Consider the following 16333-nt stretch of genomic DNA (forward strand, 5'->3'; position numbering starts at 1 on the left):
CTACCCTGTGGCGATCCGGCATTCTGTGGTGAGCGGGCTTGCCCCGCGTTGGGCTGCGAAGCGGCCCCAATCAAGATCACTGTGTTCCATCAGACAAACCGCAGTGCCTGGTTTTGGGGCCGCTTCGCAGCCCAGCGCGGGGCAAGCCCGCTCACCACAAAAAGCCCGCTCGCCACGGTCATGCGCGTTTGTCGTCCTACAACCTAGCCGCGCCTGACACTTTTCACACCCGTGAGATAGCCCGCAAAAGCCGTAATCTTTCAGATTGACAGCGGGTAGGTAGCCCGATATAAAAGCCACAGTTGTACGACGACATATGACGTTACATATGTCCTACCTAACAAAAATAAAAAGTGATGCCATGAACTTGATCGAGCCCATCAACGCCCAGCGCGTTGGCCAAGCTGTAGGCAACTATCGCTGGACCATCTGCGCGATGTTGTTTTTCGCGACCACCGTCAACTACCTCGACCGCCAGGTGCTCAGCCTGCTTGCGCCGCAGTTGTCGACGCAATTTGGCTGGAGCAACACCGATTACGCCAATATCGCGGCGGTGTTCCAGTTTGTGTATGCGATTTCCATGCTGTTTGCCGGGCGGTTTGTCGACAAGATCGGCACCAAGGCCGCCTACGTGATCGCGATTGCGGTCTGGTCCACCGGCGCCATCATGCATGCGTTCTCGGTGCCGATGGGCGAGGGCATCGCGGCGGTCAGCGCCGCGTTCGGCCTGGCGGTGATCCCCGTGTCCATCGCCGGCTTCATGCTGTCCCGGGCCGTGCTGGCGATTGGCGAGGCGGGTAACTTCCCGATTGCGATCAAGGCCACCGCCGAATATTTCCCCAAGAAAGAACGCTCGCTGGCCACCGGGATCTTCAACTCCGGCGCCAACGTCGGCGCGATCCTGGCGCCGATCTGCGTGCCCCTGATCGCCGGGATGTGGGGCTGGGAAGCGGCCTTTATGGTTATCGGCATGCTGGGCTTTGTGTGGGTGGCGGTTTGGGCGGCGGTGTATGAGAAGCCGGAGCAGCAGAAACGCCTGTCGGCCGAAGAGCTGGCCTATATCCGCAGCGACCAGGCGCAGCAGCCCTCTATCCCGCCGTTTGCAGGCGCGGTACAGAAAAAAGTCTCGTGGTTCAAGTTGCTCACCTACCGCCAGACCTGGGCGTTTGCCTTCGGCAAGTTCATGACCGATGGCGTGTGGTGGTTCTTCCTGTTCTGGCTGCCTACCTACCTGTCGGCGCAATACGGCATGAAAGGCGCCGATATCGTCATGCCGCTGGCCGTGCTGTACAGCATGACCATGGTCGGCAGCATCGGCGGCGGCTGGTTCCCCAGCTACTTCATGGCCCGTGGCGATGCCCCCTATGACGGCCGGATGAAAGCCATGCTGGTGATCGCGCTGTTCCCGTTGGTGGTGTTGCTGGCGCAACCGTTGGGCTACATCAGCTTCTGGGTCCCGGTATTGCTGATCGGCGTCGGCGCCTCGGCGCACCAGGCGTGGTCGTGCAACATCTTCACCACCGTGTCCGACATGTTCCCGCAGAAAACCGTGGCCTCGGTGGTCGGCATCGGCGGCATGGCCGGCGGCATCGGCGGTGTGGTGATGACCAAGATCGGCGGCTGGGTGTTCGACTACTACAAGTCCATCAATGACATCCACACCGGCTACATGATCATGTTCGCGATCTGTGCGCTGGCGTACCTGGTGGCGTGGAGCGTGATGAAGACCCTGGTGCCGCGCCACAAGGAAATCACGGACCTGTAAACCCAGACCCGCTACCTCTGTGGTGAGCGGGCTTGTCGAATCGTCGCACCGCCCGCGTTGGGGTGCGAAGCGCCCCTAATAAAGACGGATGCGTTGTATCAGGCACTCCGCTGCGCCTGGTTTAGGGGCTGCTGCGCAGCCCAACGCGGGACAAGCCCGCTCGCCACAGGTCCGTCGAATCACCCATAACGTTGTGTCGAGACCCATTCCTTCAAGCGTCTTTTCTACAACGCGCGCGCCCAGGTCTGGCTGACCAGCTGCTTGCCGAAACTCAAGGTCGGCTCTTCTTCCACCAACTCGAAACCGGCTTTCTGGTAGAGCTTGCGCGCATCGGTCAGGGCGCTCATGGTCCACAGCATCATGCGGGTGTAGCCGGCATCGCGGGCAAAGCGCAGGCATTCGTCCACCAGGCGCTGGCCGATGCCCAGGCCCCGCGCACTCGCATCCACGTAGAGCATGCGCAGCTTGGCGGTTGTATCGTCATGGCGCACGACGAACACCGAACCCACCACCTCGCCATCCTTCTCCGCGATCCAGCAGTGCTCCCGCGCCGGGTCGAACTCGCGCAGGTACTTGGCGACGATCTCCGCCACCAGCGCTTCAAACTCCCAGTTCCAATGGTATTCGCGGGCATACAGCGCGGCTTGCCGCTGCACCACCAGGCCCATATCCCCGGGGCGTGGATCGCGCAGCAGGTAGCTCGACGGGCTGCCTTGCAACAGGGCCTGGATGCGTTGCATGGCGTCGGTCAATTGCTGCTGCTGGGGTTCGGGCAGGCTCTCGAGCAGGGCGATGACTTCATCCTGGGTCTGCTGTTCCAGCGGCGCCAGGACCGCGCGACCGAGATCGGTGAGGTGCAATTGCACCGCGCGCGCATCGGTGGCGCAGCGGACTTTCTGGATCAGGCCGCTTTTCTCGAAGCCACTGGTCAGGCGGCTCAGGTAACCCGCGTCGAGGCTGAGCATCTGGCACAGGTCGGCGCTGGTGAGGTCGCCACGGGAGGACAGCTCGTACATCACCCGAATTTCAGTCAGGGAATAGTCGCTGTGCAGCAGGTGTTCCTGCAGCACGCCGATCTGGTGGGTGTAGAAGCGATTGAAGCCGCGCACGATGCCGGCGCGTTCCACAAGCAGGGGAGTGGACATGGCGAATGCTCGAATGGTTGCCTGAGGCAATTATATTGTTGCTTCAGGCAACCATGTCAATGGCTTTGCTCGACGGTCACCGTCCTCCCTGCACCGGCCGTCGCCTGGGGGCTCGTCAATATGATTCGAATCGCCATGACCACGCCGATCAGCACCGCGCTCAGGCCCGCGGCTTCCATGAGTGTGGGCCAGCGCCCGTGGAACCCCAGGCCGAGCAGGGTGGCGAAGAGGGATTCGAGGGCGATCAATTGGCCGCTGAGCACCATCGGCAGGCGTCGGGTCGCGGCGTTCCAGGCCCAGGCGCCGACGAGGGTCGACATCACCGCAATGATCAGGGCCCAGGCATAGAGCGGGCCTGCCTGGGAAAGGCCGAAGCCGAGCGTCGGCAGCGTGAACAAGCCAAGTGCCTGGATGAACGGCAGCAGGCACAACGTGGCGACACCGGCGCCCACCATCATCAGTGCGGTCCAGAGGCCGGTTGCCTGCGCCGCGAGGTGCGTCAGTTGCCGTTGGTTGATCACGCTGAACCACAACCAGAGGGCGACCGCACTCAGGGAAAAAAACAGCCCCGCCAACCAGGCGCTTGTATCCAATGCAGGTTGATGAAAGCTGCTGATGTTCGACAGCACGAGGCCCGTCGTGAGGCATGCCAGGGGGGCTGCCAGTCGGCGCCATGGGACTGTCCGGGTGCTGGCGTTACCCACCAGAGCCAACAATACCGGCACCGTGCCGATAAACGCCGGGGTCATGACCGGGCCGCCGAACATCACGCCGGCAGCGATGCACAGGCCGTAGCCCAGGCAACCCACCGCCCCGAGGGCGGCAGCGAGGCATCGCTGGGCGGGCCTGAGCGTGCGCAGTTGTGCCCGGCATAGCAGCACACCCGTGCCGCCCAGCACGCCTGCGATCAAAAACCGCACGGCCATCAGGTCATAAAGGCTGTAGCCGCCAGTGACGTAGGGCGCGATGAAGTTCAGCGCCCAGCCCAGTGTGGCAACAATCGCGAGCAGCACGCCGACGGCAATGGAGGTCTGTGCAGCGTTCATCTGGGGGCATCCATTGAGGTAATGGATCCATGGTGCCCAGTCATGCGGGTGTGCTACAAACGAGTTCTCGGCCGTGGATGTATAACCTCAGATTATGAATACACTTGGCAAGACCCTGCCGCCCCTGGCCAGCCTGTTGCCGTTTGAAGCGGCGGCACGCCTGGGCAGTTTCTCCAAGGCGGCCGATGAGCTGCACATCACCCAGGCTGCCATCAGCCGCCAGATTCGCGGGCTGGAAGACAACCTGGGGGTGAAGCTGTTCAGTCGGCGCAACCGAGCGGTGTTCCTCACCCAAGAGGGGCGGGAACTGAGCAAGGTGGTCGGCGAAGCGCTGCGCAGCATCAGTGAGAGTGCCACCAGCCTGCGGGGGGGACCCAACAGTCATCGCGTGGTGTTGCTGTGCCAGTTGTGCGAAGCGTTTTATTGGCTGATGCCGCGCTTGTCGACGTTCCACCAGCAATACCCGCACATCGAAATCCAGGTGGTGACCTCCACCCGACCCCTGACGGAGTTCACCAGCCACTTCGACGTGGCCTTGCAAAGTACCGGGCGCGCGAGTGGCAGCCATCCGCTGATGTTCACCGCCGCCGACGAAGTGTTCCCGGTGTGCAGCCCCGGCTATCTGGACAGCAAACTACCGCTGTCGCTCGCCGGGTTGCAGTCGCGCACCTTGTTGCACCACAGCTCCCATCCTCCGCACCTGATGGAGTGGGACAGCTGGTTGCAGGTGTTCGGCCAGGCCTTGGGCGGGGAGGTGCGCGGTGCGACCTTCGATAGCTACCCGCTGATGTTGCAGGCGGCGGTGGAGGGGCATGGGATCGCCATGGGCTGGCGGCGTACGGCGAGCCGGTTGATTGACAGCGGGGCGCTGGTAAGGCCCTGTGTCGAGAGTGTGCATTTGCCCCAGGCGCTATCGGTTTATCGGCAGCAGGGAGAGGACATCCGCGCTGAAGTCATGGCGTTGCTCGACTGGCTGGAGGTGCAATTGCAGGATGAAGGCTGACAGGGGCGTCGCCGCCCCTGTCATATGCCGCTATGGCTTGCGCGTCACCCGCCACACGGTATTGGCCAGGTCGTCGGCGATGATCAGCGCGCCTTTCGGGTCCACCGTCACCCCCACCGGGCGCCCACGGGTCTTGCCGTCGTCACCGCGAAAGCCGGTGGCGAAATCAATCGGCTCACCCGATGGCTTGCCATTACTGAACGGCACGAAGATCACCTTGTAGCCCACCGGGTTGTCGCGGTTCCAGCTGCCGTGCTCGCCGACGAATACGCCGTCGGCAAATTGCTCGCCCATGGCCGGGATGGAAAAGTCCACGCCGAGTGCGGCCACGTGGGAGCCCAGGCTGTAGTCGGGCTTGATCGCGGCGGCGACTTTGGCCGGGTTCTGCGGTTGCGCGCGCGGGTCGACGTTCTGGCCCCAATAGCTGTAGGGCCAGCCGTAGAACGCACCTTCTTTCACCGACGTCAGGTAGTCGGGCACCAGGTCGGGGCCGAGTTCGTCGCGTTCGTTGACCACCGTCCACAGTTGCCCGGAGTCGGGTTGGATGGTCAGCGCCGTCGGGTTGCGCAGGCCGGTGGCGTATGGTTTGTGCGCGCCGGTGGCGGCGTCGATCTGCCAGACCATGGCGCGGTCGATTTCCACTTCCATGCCACGTTCGGTCACGTTGCTGTTGGAGCCGATCCCCACATACAACTGGCGTCCATCGGCACTCACCGCCAGGGACTTGGTCCAGTGATGGTTGATCTGCGCCGGCAGGTCGGTGACTTTCACCGGTGCGCCGCTGGCCTTGGTCTGGCCATCGGTGTAGTCGAAGCGCACCAGCGCATCCTGGTTGGCCACGTAGAGCTTGCCATCGGCAAACGCCAGGCCGTAGGGCGCGTTGAGGTTGTCGGCGAACACCGTCTTCAACTCATAGGTGCCGTCACCGTCGGCATCGCGCAGCAGCGTCAGGCGGTTGCCGCCTTTTACCTTGGTGTTGCCCTGGGCCTTGATCACGCTGGCGATCACATCCTTGGGCTTGAGCTTGGCCGCACTGCCGCCACGGCCTTCGGCGATCAGGATGTCACCGTTGGGCAGCACCAACGTCTGGCGCGGGATGGCCAGGTCGGTGGCGATGGCCGTGACGCTGTAGCCGTCAGGGACCTTGGGTTTCTGATCGCCCCATGGGGTAGGCTCGGCGATCTTCATGCTCGGCAACAGGCTGCTTTGTTGCTCCGGCAACGTGGGGTCGGGGCCACGGGCCTGGGTCTTGTCACCTTCGCCGCCGCAGGCGCTCAGCAACAGCGCGGCGCTCAATACGCTCAGTGTGTGGGACGTTTTCATTTGGCACCTCCCGAGCGCAGGCCGGTCCAGGTGGCCGCCAGTGTCAGCAGCAAGACGACGGCCGACATGATCAGCCCGGCAGGCATTGAGGCGTAGGCATCCTTGGCATGTTGAAAGGCATTGACCAGCCCTAATACCCAGGTGGCTAACAGCAGCAGGACATACCGCGTGGGTTGCCCCGCCTTGCGCTCGGCGCGAAGCAGGTTGACCAGCGCAAACAGGAACGCGAACCCACAGAACACCAGAGCACCGGCAATCAACCAGGACGCAAAGTTGGCCCATTGAATCTGGTAGGTCTGGGTGTAGGCAATGTCGCTGAGCAAGGCACCAAGAAACAGCGGCACGGTGCCGGCCAGCAAGGTCGCATGCAGCGGCCCCGGCGTGTATCGGTAGGCGGGAAGGGTTGTCATGGTAAGGCGGCTCCTTGTTGTACAACGCCCCTGGTCGGGGCTGCGCATAGGAAATGAACGCCTTACCTGTCAGATAGTTCAGCATAATTCGTGTCGAAATATTAAGAACCAGCCGGAAAGCTGGCATGCTCAAGGCTTCACATAAGGAGCCGTCCCCATGCCAACCCTGCACCTGCTGTGCGGCAAGATCGCCTCGGGCAAGTCGACACTGGCCAAGACCCTGGTGGCCGAACACGCCGCCATCCTGCTCAGCGAAGACACCTGGCTCGCCCAGTTGTACCCCGGTGAAATCCTCTCGATCGCCGACTACCTGCGCTGTGCCCAGCGTATTCGCGGGGTGTTGGGCCCGCTGGTGATCAACCTGCTTGAATCCGGCGTCAACGTGGTGCTGGATTTTCCCGCCAATACCCTGGCCAATCGCGAATGGCTGCTGGGGTTGGCGCAGGCCGCCAAGGTGCCGCACCGCCTGCATTACCTCGAGCTGGACGACGCCACCTGCCGCGCAAGGCTGCATGCGCGCAATGCCCAGGGCGATCATGATTTCGCGGCGACGGATGCCGAGTTCGACCTGATCACCCGGCATTTCTGCGTGCCGAGTGAGGCGGAAGGGCTGGTGATCGAGGTGTATCGCCCATGAGTACGCCTTCTGCGGGCATCGACGCGGACGGTTTTATCCTCACCGTTCCCGACACCCCCGTGCAGCTTGAATACCAGCCGTTGCTGGCGGATGTCTGCGCGTCGCTCTCGACGGACGACCTGGGCCTGGACGGTCTCTATCTCTATGGCAGTGTCGCAAGGGGCGACGCCATTCCCGGCGTTTCCGACCTCGACCTCACCCTGGTGCTGCGCGAGCCGGCAACCGCGGAGCTATTGGCCCGGCTGGAGGCAGTCCGGCGTGCGCTGGAGCAGCGGCACCCCCTTGTCACCAAGGTGGATTTCGATATCGGCCACCGCGCGCAAGTACTGGCGGCGGAAAACCGCAACAGGTGGGGCTTCTGGCTCAAACACCAGTGCCGCTGCCTGTGGGGCAATGATCTGTCAGTGCATTTCGAACGGTTTCGGCCATCCCGTGACATCGCGCTGGCGGTAAATGGTGATTTTCACGCCGTATTGAGCACGTACCTCACGCGCATCGCGTGCGCCGACACCGAGGTGCAGCGACTTCGCTTGCAGCGCGAGGCTTCACGCAAGCTGATCAGGTCCACCCATGTATTGCTTTCGGAAGATGCGTCGACATGGCCCCTCACCCTCGAAGAGCATGTGGCGATGTTCGTCCGGGGGTATCCGCAGCGGGTCACTCACCTTGCGTTCTTTCTCTTTGAGGCCAGGAACCCTGGCGCCACGATGGAAAACTTCACCGCGCGGCTTCGGGCTTTTCTGGATTGGATGGCTTCACCCACCGTCCTTCCTACGTACGTAGCGGATTAAAAATGTGGGGCTGTGCTTGCGCCATAAGGCTTATCCAAAGATTATAGGTTTATTAGCGTTAAACCTGACCTTTCATACGTCAAGCCTATGGAACTCCCATGATCAACTTCCGCCTTATTCGCCACCTCTGGCTGTTCCTCGCCGTGGCCGAAGAACAGAACTTCGGCCGTGCCGCCAAGCGCCTGGGTATGTCGCAGCCGCCGTTGAGCGAGCAGATCCAGGTGCTGGAGCAGGCGCTCAAGGTCACGTTGTTCGAGCGTTCGCGGCGGGGCGCCAAGTTGACGCCGGTGGGTGCGGCGATCCTGCCGGCGGTGCGCAAGTTCGCCGAACAGTTGGAGCGCCTGGAGCTGGCGGTGGAGGAGGCGGTGGCGGGGCAGTCGGGCATGCTCACCATTGGCGCGATTTCCACGGCGATGTTTGATGTGTTGCCTGGCTTGATCGACCTGCTCAAGCAGCGATACCCCCAGCTCACCGTATCGGTGCGCGAGATCGACAGCGTGGAGGCGGTACCGGCGCTGGAGGCGGGGGATATCGACCTGGCGTTTGCGCGATTGGACGGCGACCTCGGCCCGGCGATCCAGTCCTTGCCGTTGCGCGAGGACCGCCTGATGGTGGCGCTGCCCGGCGATCACCCGCTGGCGTCGCGCACGCGCATCAGCCTGTCGAGCCTGGCCAGCGAGCCTTTGGTGATGTTTTCGCGCAAGGTCAGCCCGGTGTACTTCGACAACCTGATCGCCACGTGCCGCGCCAGCGGGTTCTCGCCGCGGGTGCTGCATGAGGTGCGTTCGGTGGCCTCGCAGATTGCCTTTGTCAGCTGCGGCCAGGGCATCGCGCTGGTGCCGGCCTCGTTGAAAAAACTCGCCCCGGATAACGTGGTGCTGCGGGCCTTGACCCAGAAGCTCAACGTCGTGACGACGGCGGTCGCCTGGAACTCGCAAAGGCCAAACCCGTTAGTCACAGAACTGGTCGCACAATTCCAGGCTCATACGATTGGCGTATGAAAACGTTCTGCAATCGGTCATTTACACGCGCAGGGAAACCCTTGAAATTGGCCGCCTTTGTGTTCAAGGAGCCCTCGCCATGTCGTTCACTCACACCCGTCTGCCGCTGACGGTAGATGGCGTATCGCTGGATATCGCCGCCCTGTATCGCTCCGGCGAGCACGCGCCGATCCTGTTCCTGCACGGCTTTGGCTCCACCAAGGAAGACTACGCCGATATCGTCCTGCACCCGGCTTTCGACGGGCATCCCTTTGTTGCGTATGACGCGCCCGGCTGTGGCGAAAGTGAATGCGCCGACCTGGGGGCAATCAGCATCCCGTTCCTGCTCGAAACCGCCTTGCAGGTGCTGGAGCACTTCCAGATCGAACGTTTCCACCTGGTCGGCCACTCCATGGGCGGGTTGACGGCCTTGCTGCTGGCGCACCGTTTCCCTGGCCGTGTCCTGAGTTTCACCGATATCGAAGGCAATATCGCCGCGCAAGACTGCTTTCTCAGTCGCCAGATCGTCGACTACCCGGCGGATGACCCGGAGGTGTTCTTCAGCGCCTTCATCGAACGCACCCGCCAGGCGCCGGCGTATGCCAGCGCCCTGTATTCAGCGAGCTTGCGCCACAAGGTCCGCGCCGGCGCGGTGCGCGGGATTTTCCAATCGATGGTGACGCTTTCCGATAACGCCGACCTGATGGACAAGTTCCTCGGCCTGCCATGCCCCAAGCTGTTCATGTACGGCGCGCAGAACGCCGGGCTGTCCTACCTGCCGCACATCCAGGCTAACGGTGTGCGCCTGGCGCCCATTGCGACGTGCGGGCACTTCCCGATGTATTCCAACCCGCAGGCGATGTGGCAACAGATCGCGGCATTCATCAGGACTTGAAGCGCCCCACCAGGCCATTCAGCTCATCCGACAGGTTCGACAGGCGCCCCGAGTCGTCCTGCGCCGAGTTGGCCAGGCTTTCCACCAGGCGTGCCTCGTCGTAGATCTGCTGGATATGCCGGTTGATCTCTTCGGCCACGCTGTGTTGTTCCTCCGCGGCGGCGGAGATTTGCAGGTTCTGGTCGCGGATTTCGTTGACCGACAGCTGGATGCCTTCAAAGCTGTCCCGCGCGCTTTCGATGGACGACACACTGGCCCGTGACAGGTCCAGGCAACTGCCCATTTTTTGCGTGACTTCCTGGGTCTTGTTTTCCAGGGTGCCGAGCAGGTGCTCGATCTCGCCGGTGGAGTCGGAGGTGCGCTTGGCCAACGCGCGCACCTCGTCGGCGACCACGGCAAAACCACGGCCCTGGTCACCGGCACGGGCAGCCTCGATGGCGGCGTTGAGGGCCAGCAGGTTGGTCTGTTCGGCAATCGCACGGATGGTGCCGATGATCTGGTTGATGCTGCGGCTGCCGGCTTCGAGTTCGACCATGGCGTCGGACGATTCGGTCAGGCGGCGGCCCAGGCGGTTGACGTTATCGGTGGTGACTTCGATCTGCTGCTTGCCCTCGGCCACGCGGCGATGGCCGTTCTCCGCCGACTCTGCCGCACTGCTGCAGGAGCGGGCGACTTCGTTGGCGGTGGCGACCATTTCGTTGAACGCGGTGGACACCAGTTCCACCGCCTCGCGCTGGCGCCCGGCGGCTTCGTTCATGTTATGTGCGACTTCGCTGTTGACCTTGGAGGCGTTGTGCAAATTGGCCGAGGCCGCGCCGATGTGCTGGATCAATTGGCGAATCGCGGCGAGGAACTTGTTGAACCAGCCGGCCAGTTCGGCGGTTTCATCCTTGCCCTGCACCTGCAGTGCGTGGCGCAGGTCGCCTTCGCCCTCGGCAATCGACTGCAAGCCGCTGCTGACCTGGCCGATGGGCTTGACGATCACCTTGGAAAACGCCGCCGCAAGCACGCCGAAGATCAGCACCAGCACGCCGACGATGACCGCTGTGAGGTAGGTCATGCGCGTGGCTTCGGCCATCACTTCGCGGTGCTCGATCAGGCCGATATAGCGCCAGCCCAGGCCGGGAGAGGTCCACACGTTGGCCATGTAGCGCACGCCGTCGATTTCCACCTCGGTAGAACCCTGGGACGTCTCGGCCAGGTGCGCATAGGCGGCGCCCAGGTCCTTGAGCGGCTTGAAACTGTGGGCGGCGTCGCGCGGGTCGACCAGCACCACGCCGTCTTCGATCAGCATCACGTAGCCGCTTTCGCCGAGCTTGATGCTCTTGACCAGTTCGGTGAGGTTCTTCAGCGACACGCTGACCACGAACACGCCCTTGGCCTTGCCGGCGTTATCCAGCAGCGCCCGGGCAGTGCCCACCAGCGCCACGTCGTCTTTGTCGTAGTAGTAAGCCGGCGTGCGCACGGTCTTGCCGGGGCTGGCCATCGCGGCCTTGTACCAGGGGCGCGTGCGTGGATCGTACTTGGCCAACTGCGGGTCATCCGGCCATTTGGCGTAGGTACCGTCTTCCAGGCCGATGGACAGGATCGCGGCGGCCGGGTGCGTGGCGCCGAAGCGTGCAAAGCGCTTGATCACATCCTGCGCCGCCGCCGGCATCGGCTGGCTGGCTGCATCGGCAGGCTGGTAATTCTTCAGAGAGTCCACGGCGGTGTATACAGGATCGGTGGCCATTTGATCGACGTTCTGCAGTGTGCCGTCGAAGAACTGGCGGATATTGCCGTCGATCTGGCGGATTTCCCGGGTGCTGCCATCGATGAACTGATCCACCGCCTGGGTCCGTGTGTTCATCACGGAGATCACGGCCACCAGGCTTACCGGAATAAACGCCACAGAGACAAATGCCAGCACCAGCTTATTTTTTATTTTCATCGAGACGACCATCAGCGCAGAGGGTGGTCAAATCGTCCGCTCAGGAAAAACAGCGCGGCGATTTGCTATCACTGCTGTTTCGGCCCGGTGCCGGTAAATCTTTAGGGTTTTTTGTACACAATACAAAGTGCTTATTGTTCTGTATCCAATCAGTAGACATCACGCAGGTAACGCTTCTGTTCGCTCAACTGGCGCCAGTACTCCACTGCGCCCTCAACGCCAAGCCCGCCGTGGGTTTGCGCGACCTGGCGCAGCGCCTGGTCGACATCCTTGGCCATATGGCTGGCATCCCCGCAGATATACAGCCTGGCGCCGTCCTGCAACCAGCGCCACAGCTCGGCACCCTGTTCGTGGATGCGGTCCTGTACGTAGATCTTTTGCGCCTGGTCGCGGGAGAACGCCAGGCTCAGGTGGGTGAGCAGGCCGTCGCGCTGCATGCCTTGCAGTTCATCCTGGTAATAGAAGTCGCTGGCCGCGTGCTGCTCGCCGAAGAACAGCCAGTTGCGGCCCTGGTGCCCCTGGGCCCGACGTTCCTGCAAAAACGCGCGGAACGGCGCCACACCGGTGCCGGGGCCGATCATGATCATCGGTACGTCGCCGTCGGCCGGTGTGCGGAAGTGCTTGGACGGCTGCACGAACAACGGCACCTCGCTGTCTGCGGCGCGGTCGGCGAGGAAGGTCGAGGACACGCCCTTGCGCTTGCCATAACGCACGGCGGCCACGGTGAGGTGCACTTCCTGTGGGTAGGCCTTGGCGCTGGAGGCGATTGAATACAAACGTGGTTGCAGGCGCTTGAGGGTGCCGAGCAGTTCGTCCGCCGAGCAATCGATGGGGTACTCGTGCAGCACATCCACCAGTTGCCGGCCCCACAGCCAAGCCTGCAGTTCGGTCTTGTGCTCGGGGCTCAGCAGGCGCTTAAGGCCTGGGTTGGCACTGCGCTCGGCGATAAAGGCGAGGGTGTCGCTGCTGGGGCGGGCGATTTCGAAACGCTGGGTCAATGCCTGGTGCAGCGGTACATCGCCGAAGGTGTCGATGTTCACGCAGGCACTGGCATCCAGGCGCGTCAGGTCGAGCAGTTCGTTGACCAGTTCCGGGCAGTTGCGCGGCATTACTCCCAAGGCATCACCGGCTTCATAGCTCAGCCCGGAGTCGGTCAGGTCCAGGGCGAACTGGCGGGTTTCCTTGTGGGTGCTCTGCGGGTTCAGGTGCCGGTTGAGCAGCAGCCGTGAGCCATGCAGCTTGGTTTTGCCGGCCGGTGTGGCGGGTGTTACCGGGGCTACGGGCTTTGCCGGGTGGAGGGTCTGTTGGAATTGGGCCAGCCACGCATCGGCGCGCTCTTCGAATTCGGTGTCGCAATCCACGCGCTCCAGCAGGCGGGTCGCGCCCAGCTCCAGCAGGCGCTGGTCAAGGCGTTTGCCGTGCTTGCAGAACTGGTCGTAATTCGGATCGCCCAGGGCCAGTACCGCAAAGCGCAGCGACTCCAGGCGCATCTCGGCGGTGCTGAGGCTGTGCCAGAAGCCTTCGCCATTGTCCGGCGGGTCGCCGTCGCCGAAGGTACTGCTGATCAGCGCCAGGTTTTGTGTGCTCGCCAGTTTGCTGGCCGGGAAATCCGCCATCGCGCTGAGCTCGACGCTGATACCGGCGTCGCGCAGGCGCTTGGCGAATCGCTCGGCGAGGGCTTCGGCGTTGCCGGTCTGGGAGGCCCATAACAGGGTGACGGCCGGGGAGGGCGTTGCGGCGATGGCGCTGACGTCTGCGCGGCTGAACAATCCGCCGAGCAAACCGTCCAGCCACAGTCGGGAATCCTTGGTCAGCGGCGCATGGGTTGGCATCACCGGCACACCCGCTGCCAGGCGCCCGGCCTCGGAGCGCAGACCGCTGAGGAAACCTGCCAGGTAAGTACGCTCGCTGTCGCTCAGTGTCGGCGCCGGCACGTTACGGAGGCCGGCAATATCGGCGAAGGCGTCGAGGCGCGACAGGGTGAGGTCCTCTACTAAGGGGGGCAAGTCTTGCGAGACCGGCCCATCGAGAAACTGGTGATCGATCAACTCGACCCGGGCCAGGGCGACGGCACAGAACTTGAACTCGGGTTGCAGGGAAATCGGATCGACCGCGTCGTTGGTCACCGCGTTGATCGCCAGGTTTTCGCCAAATACATCGTTCCAGTGGAAAGGCGCAAAACAGTTGCCCGGCCGCACGCGGTCGGTGACCACCGCAGGCAGTACGGCACGCCCGCGGGAGGAGCGCACCTCCACGCGGTCCTTGTCCTGGATGCCCAGGCTGGCGGCGTCTTCGGGGTGCAGTTCGACGAAGGGGCCGGGGTTGAGTTTGTTCAGGGTGGCGACCTTGCCGGTCTTGGTCAGGGTGTGCCACTGGTGCTGCAAACGCCCGGTGTTGAGCACGAAAGGGAAGGCCTCATCCGGCATCTCCGCCGGCGGCATATGCGGGCGCGCCAGGAACTGGCCCTTGCCGTTCTCGGTGGCGAATCTGAGCGTGCCTGTATTCAGGTAGCGGATCGGGTTGCGGTCGGCGCCCGCGTCTGAAGCGCAGGGCCATTGCAGCGGTTGCGCGCGCAGCCGTTGATGGCTGGCGCCGCGAATGTCATAGCCGGTCTTGGGGTTCCAGGCGCGCTTGATCTCGTCGAAGACCTCGGCGGCACTGGCATAGGTGAAGGCTTCGGCAAAGCCCATCTCGCAAGCGACCCTGGCGATGATCTGCCAATCGGGCAAGGTCTGGCCCGGTGGTTCGACGGCTTTTTGCATCAGGGTCAGGTTGCGCTCGGAGTTGATCATCACCCCTTCGGCCTCGGCCCACAGCGCGCCGGGCAGCAGGATGTCGGCGTAGCGGTTGGTCTCGGTGTCGAGGAAGGCGTCCTGGGTGATCACCAGGTCGGCGGCTTGCAGGCCTTCGATGACCTTGCGGCGATTGGGCGCGCTGGCCACCGGGTTGGTGCAGATGATCCAGCAGGCCTTGATCTGCCCGGCGCTCATCTGCTCGAACAGCGCCACGGTGCCGCCGCCGACCTGGCGCGGCAGGCTGCCTGGGGGGATCTGCCAGAGGTCTTCGATAAATGCGCGGTCGGCTTCCACCAGCACCGAGCGCTGCCCCGGCAGGCCCGGGCCCATGTAGCCCATCTCACGGCCGCCCATGGCATTGGGTTGGCCGGTGAGGGAAAACGGCCCGCTGCCGGGGCGGCAGATGGCGCCGGTGGCCAGGTGCAGGTTGCACAGCGCGTTGGTGTTCCAAGTGCCGTGGGTGCTTTGGTTGAGGCCCATGGTCCAGCAGCTCATCCACTCGGCGGCGGCGCCTATCCAGTCGGCGGCCTGGCGGATATCCGCTTCCGCCAGGCCGGTGATCTCGGCGACCGTGTGCGGCGGGTAGTCCTCGAGAAAGCCGGGCATGGCCTCCCAGCCCTCGGTGAACGCGGCAATGAACGCGGGGTCGGTGTGGCCGTTCTTGACCAGCAGGTGCAACAGGCCATTGAGCAGGGCGAGGTCGGTGCCGGGTTTGATCGGCAGGTACAGGCCGGCCTTGTCCGCCGTGGCGCTGCGCCGTGGGTCGACCACGATCAGCTTCGCCCCGGCCTTGATCCGGTCCATCATGCGCAGGAACAGGATCGGGTGACAGTCGGCCATATTGGCGCCGATCACGAAGAACAGGTCGGCGCGGTCGAAGTCTTCATAGGAGCCCGGCGGCCCGTCGGAGCCCAGGGACAGCTTGTAGCCGCTGCCGGCGCTGGCCATGCACAGCCGCGAGTTGGACTCGACGTTGTTGGTGCGCACAAAGCCCTTGGCCAGCTTATTGATCAGGTACTGGGCCTCCAGGGACATTTGCCCGGAGACGTAAAAGGACAGGGCATCCGGCCCGTGACTGTCGAGGATGCCGCGCAGGCGCCCGGCGGTTTCGCTGATGGCGGTGTCCATGGCGATGCGCACCGGGTCGTGGTCACGCTTCTCGCGCAGGTAGGCGTTTTCCATCCGCCCGGACTCGGCGATGGCCTGCCCGCAGGTGGTGCCTTTGGTGCACAGGCGGCCGAAGTTGGTGGGGTGGGCCTTATCACCGATGACCTTGACCACCTTATTGTGCTCGACCTGCATGATGATGCCGCAGCCCACACCACAATAGGGACACACACTGCGTACGCTTTGGTTTGCCATCCGTCACCCTCGAAACTTTTTCTGCCCGCCAACAAAAAAGCGCCCTGCAACCCTCCGTTGGAAACGGGGATTGCACGGCGCCTTTGTCGTGAATGGGCAATCAGCGTTGACTGCTCTGTGTGTGTTCCTAGCAAGTCACGCGCCAATTTCTTAAGCACGGGCAAATTGTGGCAAGCCAGCTTGTTGTGGTGAGCGGGATTACTGTGGTGAGCGGGCTTGCCCCGCGCTGGGTGGCGAAGCCGCCCCATCAC

The 16333-nt window shown here is 63.3% G+C and carries 12 protein-coding genes and 1 pseudogene; 6 read left to right on the forward strand and 7 right to left on the reverse strand.

The window, feature by feature from the left end; genetic code table 11:
• The first annotated feature begins 361 nt into the window (after nt 1–361).
• Complete coding sequence (locus J1N02_RS32140; protein WP_027608498.1) at nt 362–1765, forward strand: MFS transporter; 1404 nt, start codon at nt 362–364, stop codon at nt 1763–1765.
• Nucleotides 1766–1989: 224 nt separating this feature from the next.
• On the opposite strand, the gene J1N02_RS32145 is transcribed toward J1N02_RS32140, so the two are convergent.
• Nucleotides 1990–2910, reverse strand: a complete 921-nt coding sequence (locus J1N02_RS32145) for a bifunctional helix-turn-helix transcriptional regulator/GNAT family N-acetyltransferase (RefSeq protein WP_098479348.1) — start codon at nt 2908–2910, stop codon at nt 1990–1992.
• Nucleotides 2911–2966: 56 nt separating this feature from the next.
• Nucleotides 2967–3956, reverse strand: coding sequence for a DMT family transporter (locus J1N02_RS32150; RefSeq protein WP_092356940.1), 990 nt, complete (start codon nt 3954–3956; stop codon nt 2967–2969).
• Between the two features lie 94 nt (nt 3957–4050).
• On the opposite strand from J1N02_RS32150, the gene J1N02_RS32155 reads away from it, so the two are divergent.
• The gene (locus J1N02_RS32155) at nt 4051–4959 is read left to right on the forward strand and encodes a LysR substrate-binding domain-containing protein (RefSeq protein ID WP_421148322.1); all 909 of its coding nucleotides are present in this window, start codon (nt 4051–4053) and stop codon (nt 4957–4959) included.
• Nucleotides 4960–4989: 30 nt separating this feature from the next.
• Here the strand turns inward: J1N02_RS32155 and J1N02_RS32160 are convergent, their stop codons facing one another.
• Together J1N02_RS32160 and J1N02_RS32165 are read right to left on the reverse strand one after the other, a co-directional pair.
• Complete coding sequence (locus tag J1N02_RS32160; RefSeq protein ID WP_414887150.1) at nt 4990–6282, reverse strand: PQQ-dependent sugar dehydrogenase; 1293 nt, start codon at nt 6280–6282, stop codon at nt 4990–4992.
• Entirely contained in the window at nt 6279–6692 is a 414-nt protein-coding gene (locus tag J1N02_RS32165; protein ID WP_065942086.1) for a DUF2231 domain-containing protein, read from the reverse strand. The genes J1N02_RS32160 and J1N02_RS32165 overlap by 4 nt, the downstream gene beginning before the upstream one ends.
• Before the next feature lie 157 nt (nt 6693–6849).
• Between J1N02_RS32165 and J1N02_RS32170 the strand changes: the two genes are divergently transcribed.
• The 4 genes from J1N02_RS32170 to J1N02_RS32185 all read left to right on the forward strand — a co-directional run bounded on the left by J1N02_RS32170 (nt 6850) and on the right by J1N02_RS32185 (nt 9995).
• Nucleotides 6850–7329 (forward strand): AAA family ATPase, encoded by a 480-nt coding sequence (locus tag J1N02_RS32170; protein ID WP_421148323.1) that lies wholly within the window; start codon nt 6850–6852, stop codon nt 7327–7329.
• Entirely contained in the window at nt 7326–8120 is a 795-nt protein-coding gene (locus tag J1N02_RS32175; protein WP_421148324.1) for a nucleotidyltransferase domain-containing protein, read from the forward strand. Before J1N02_RS32170 ends, J1N02_RS32175 begins: the two co-directional genes overlap by 4 nt.
• Before the next feature lie 98 nt (nt 8121–8218).
• Nucleotides 8219–9121, forward strand: coding sequence for a LysR family transcriptional regulator (locus J1N02_RS32180; protein ID WP_027608490.1), 903 nt, complete (start codon nt 8219–8221; stop codon nt 9119–9121).
• Nucleotides 9122–9200: 79 nt separating this feature from the next.
• Nucleotides 9201–9995 (forward strand): alpha/beta fold hydrolase, encoded by a 795-nt coding sequence (locus J1N02_RS32185; protein ID WP_098479353.1) that lies wholly within the window; start codon nt 9201–9203, stop codon nt 9993–9995.
• Here the strand turns inward: J1N02_RS32185 and J1N02_RS32190 are convergent.
• From J1N02_RS32190 to J1N02_RS32200, 3 genes and pseudogenes are all read right to left on the reverse strand, one after another.
• A complete protein-coding gene (locus J1N02_RS32190) occupies nt 9985–10752 on the reverse strand; it encodes a methyl-accepting chemotaxis protein (RefSeq protein WP_370737674.1) in 768 nt (255 codons plus the stop codon). The two genes, J1N02_RS32185 and J1N02_RS32190, sit on opposite strands and share 11 nt — an antisense overlap.
• 87 nt (nt 10753–10839) lie before the next feature.
• Nucleotides 10840–11937: pseudogene (locus tag J1N02_RS32195) on the reverse strand (cache domain-containing protein); the annotation flags it as partial.
• Nucleotides 11938–12074: 137 nt separating this feature from the next.
• Nucleotides 12075–16082: a bifunctional nitrate reductase/sulfite reductase flavoprotein subunit alpha gene (locus J1N02_RS32200; RefSeq protein WP_108572944.1), complete on the reverse strand. Its 4008-nt coding sequence runs from the start codon at nt 16080–16082 to the stop codon at nt 12075–12077.
• Between the last annotated feature and the right edge of the window lie 251 nt (nt 16083–16333).

This window comes from Pseudomonas sp. NFX5 (genome assembly GCF_049132125.1).
In the GTDB taxonomy this organism is placed as follows: domain Bacteria; phylum Pseudomonadota; class Gammaproteobacteria; order Pseudomonadales; family Pseudomonadaceae; genus Aquipseudomonas; species Aquipseudomonas marginalis.

Coding starts and splice junctions, on each gene's coding strand:
- J1N02_RS32140 (WP_027608498.1), top strand. CDS start 362: ATGAACTTGATCGAGCCCATCAACGCCCAGCGCGTTGGCCAAGCTGTA.
- J1N02_RS32180 (WP_027608490.1), top strand. CDS start 8,219: ATGATCAACTTCCGCCTTATTCGCCACCTCTGGCTGTTCCTCGCCGTG.
- J1N02_RS32175 (WP_421148324.1), top strand. CDS start 7,326: ATGAGTACGCCTTCTGCGGGCATCGACGCGGACGGTTTTATCCTCACC.
- J1N02_RS32160 (WP_414887150.1), bottom strand. CDS start 6,282: ATGAAAACGTCCCACACACTGAGCGTATTGAGCGCCGCGCTGTTGCTG.
- J1N02_RS32165 (WP_065942086.1), bottom strand. CDS start 6,692: ATGACAACCCTTCCCGCCTACCGATACACGCCGGGGCCGCTGCATGCG.
- J1N02_RS32150 (WP_092356940.1), bottom strand. CDS start 3,956: ATGAACGCTGCACAGACCTCCATTGCCGTCGGCGTGCTGCTCGCGATT.
- J1N02_RS32155 (WP_421148322.1), top strand. CDS start 4,051: ATGAATACACTTGGCAAGACCCTGCCGCCCCTGGCCAGCCTGTTGCCG.
- J1N02_RS32185 (WP_098479353.1), top strand. CDS start 9,201: ATGTCGTTCACTCACACCCGTCTGCCGCTGACGGTAGATGGCGTATCG.
- J1N02_RS32145 (WP_098479348.1), bottom strand. CDS start 2,910: ATGTCCACTCCCCTGCTTGTGGAACGCGCCGGCATCGTGCGCGGCTTC.
- J1N02_RS32200 (WP_108572944.1), bottom strand. CDS start 16,082: ATGGCAAACCAAAGCGTACGCAGTGTGTGTCCCTATTGTGGTGTGGGC.
- J1N02_RS32170 (WP_421148323.1), top strand. CDS start 6,850: ATGCCAACCCTGCACCTGCTGTGCGGCAAGATCGCCTCGGGCAAGTCG.
- J1N02_RS32190 (WP_370737674.1), bottom strand. CDS start 10,752: ATGAACGAAGCCGCCGGGCGCCAGCGCGAGGCGGTGGAACTGGTGTCC.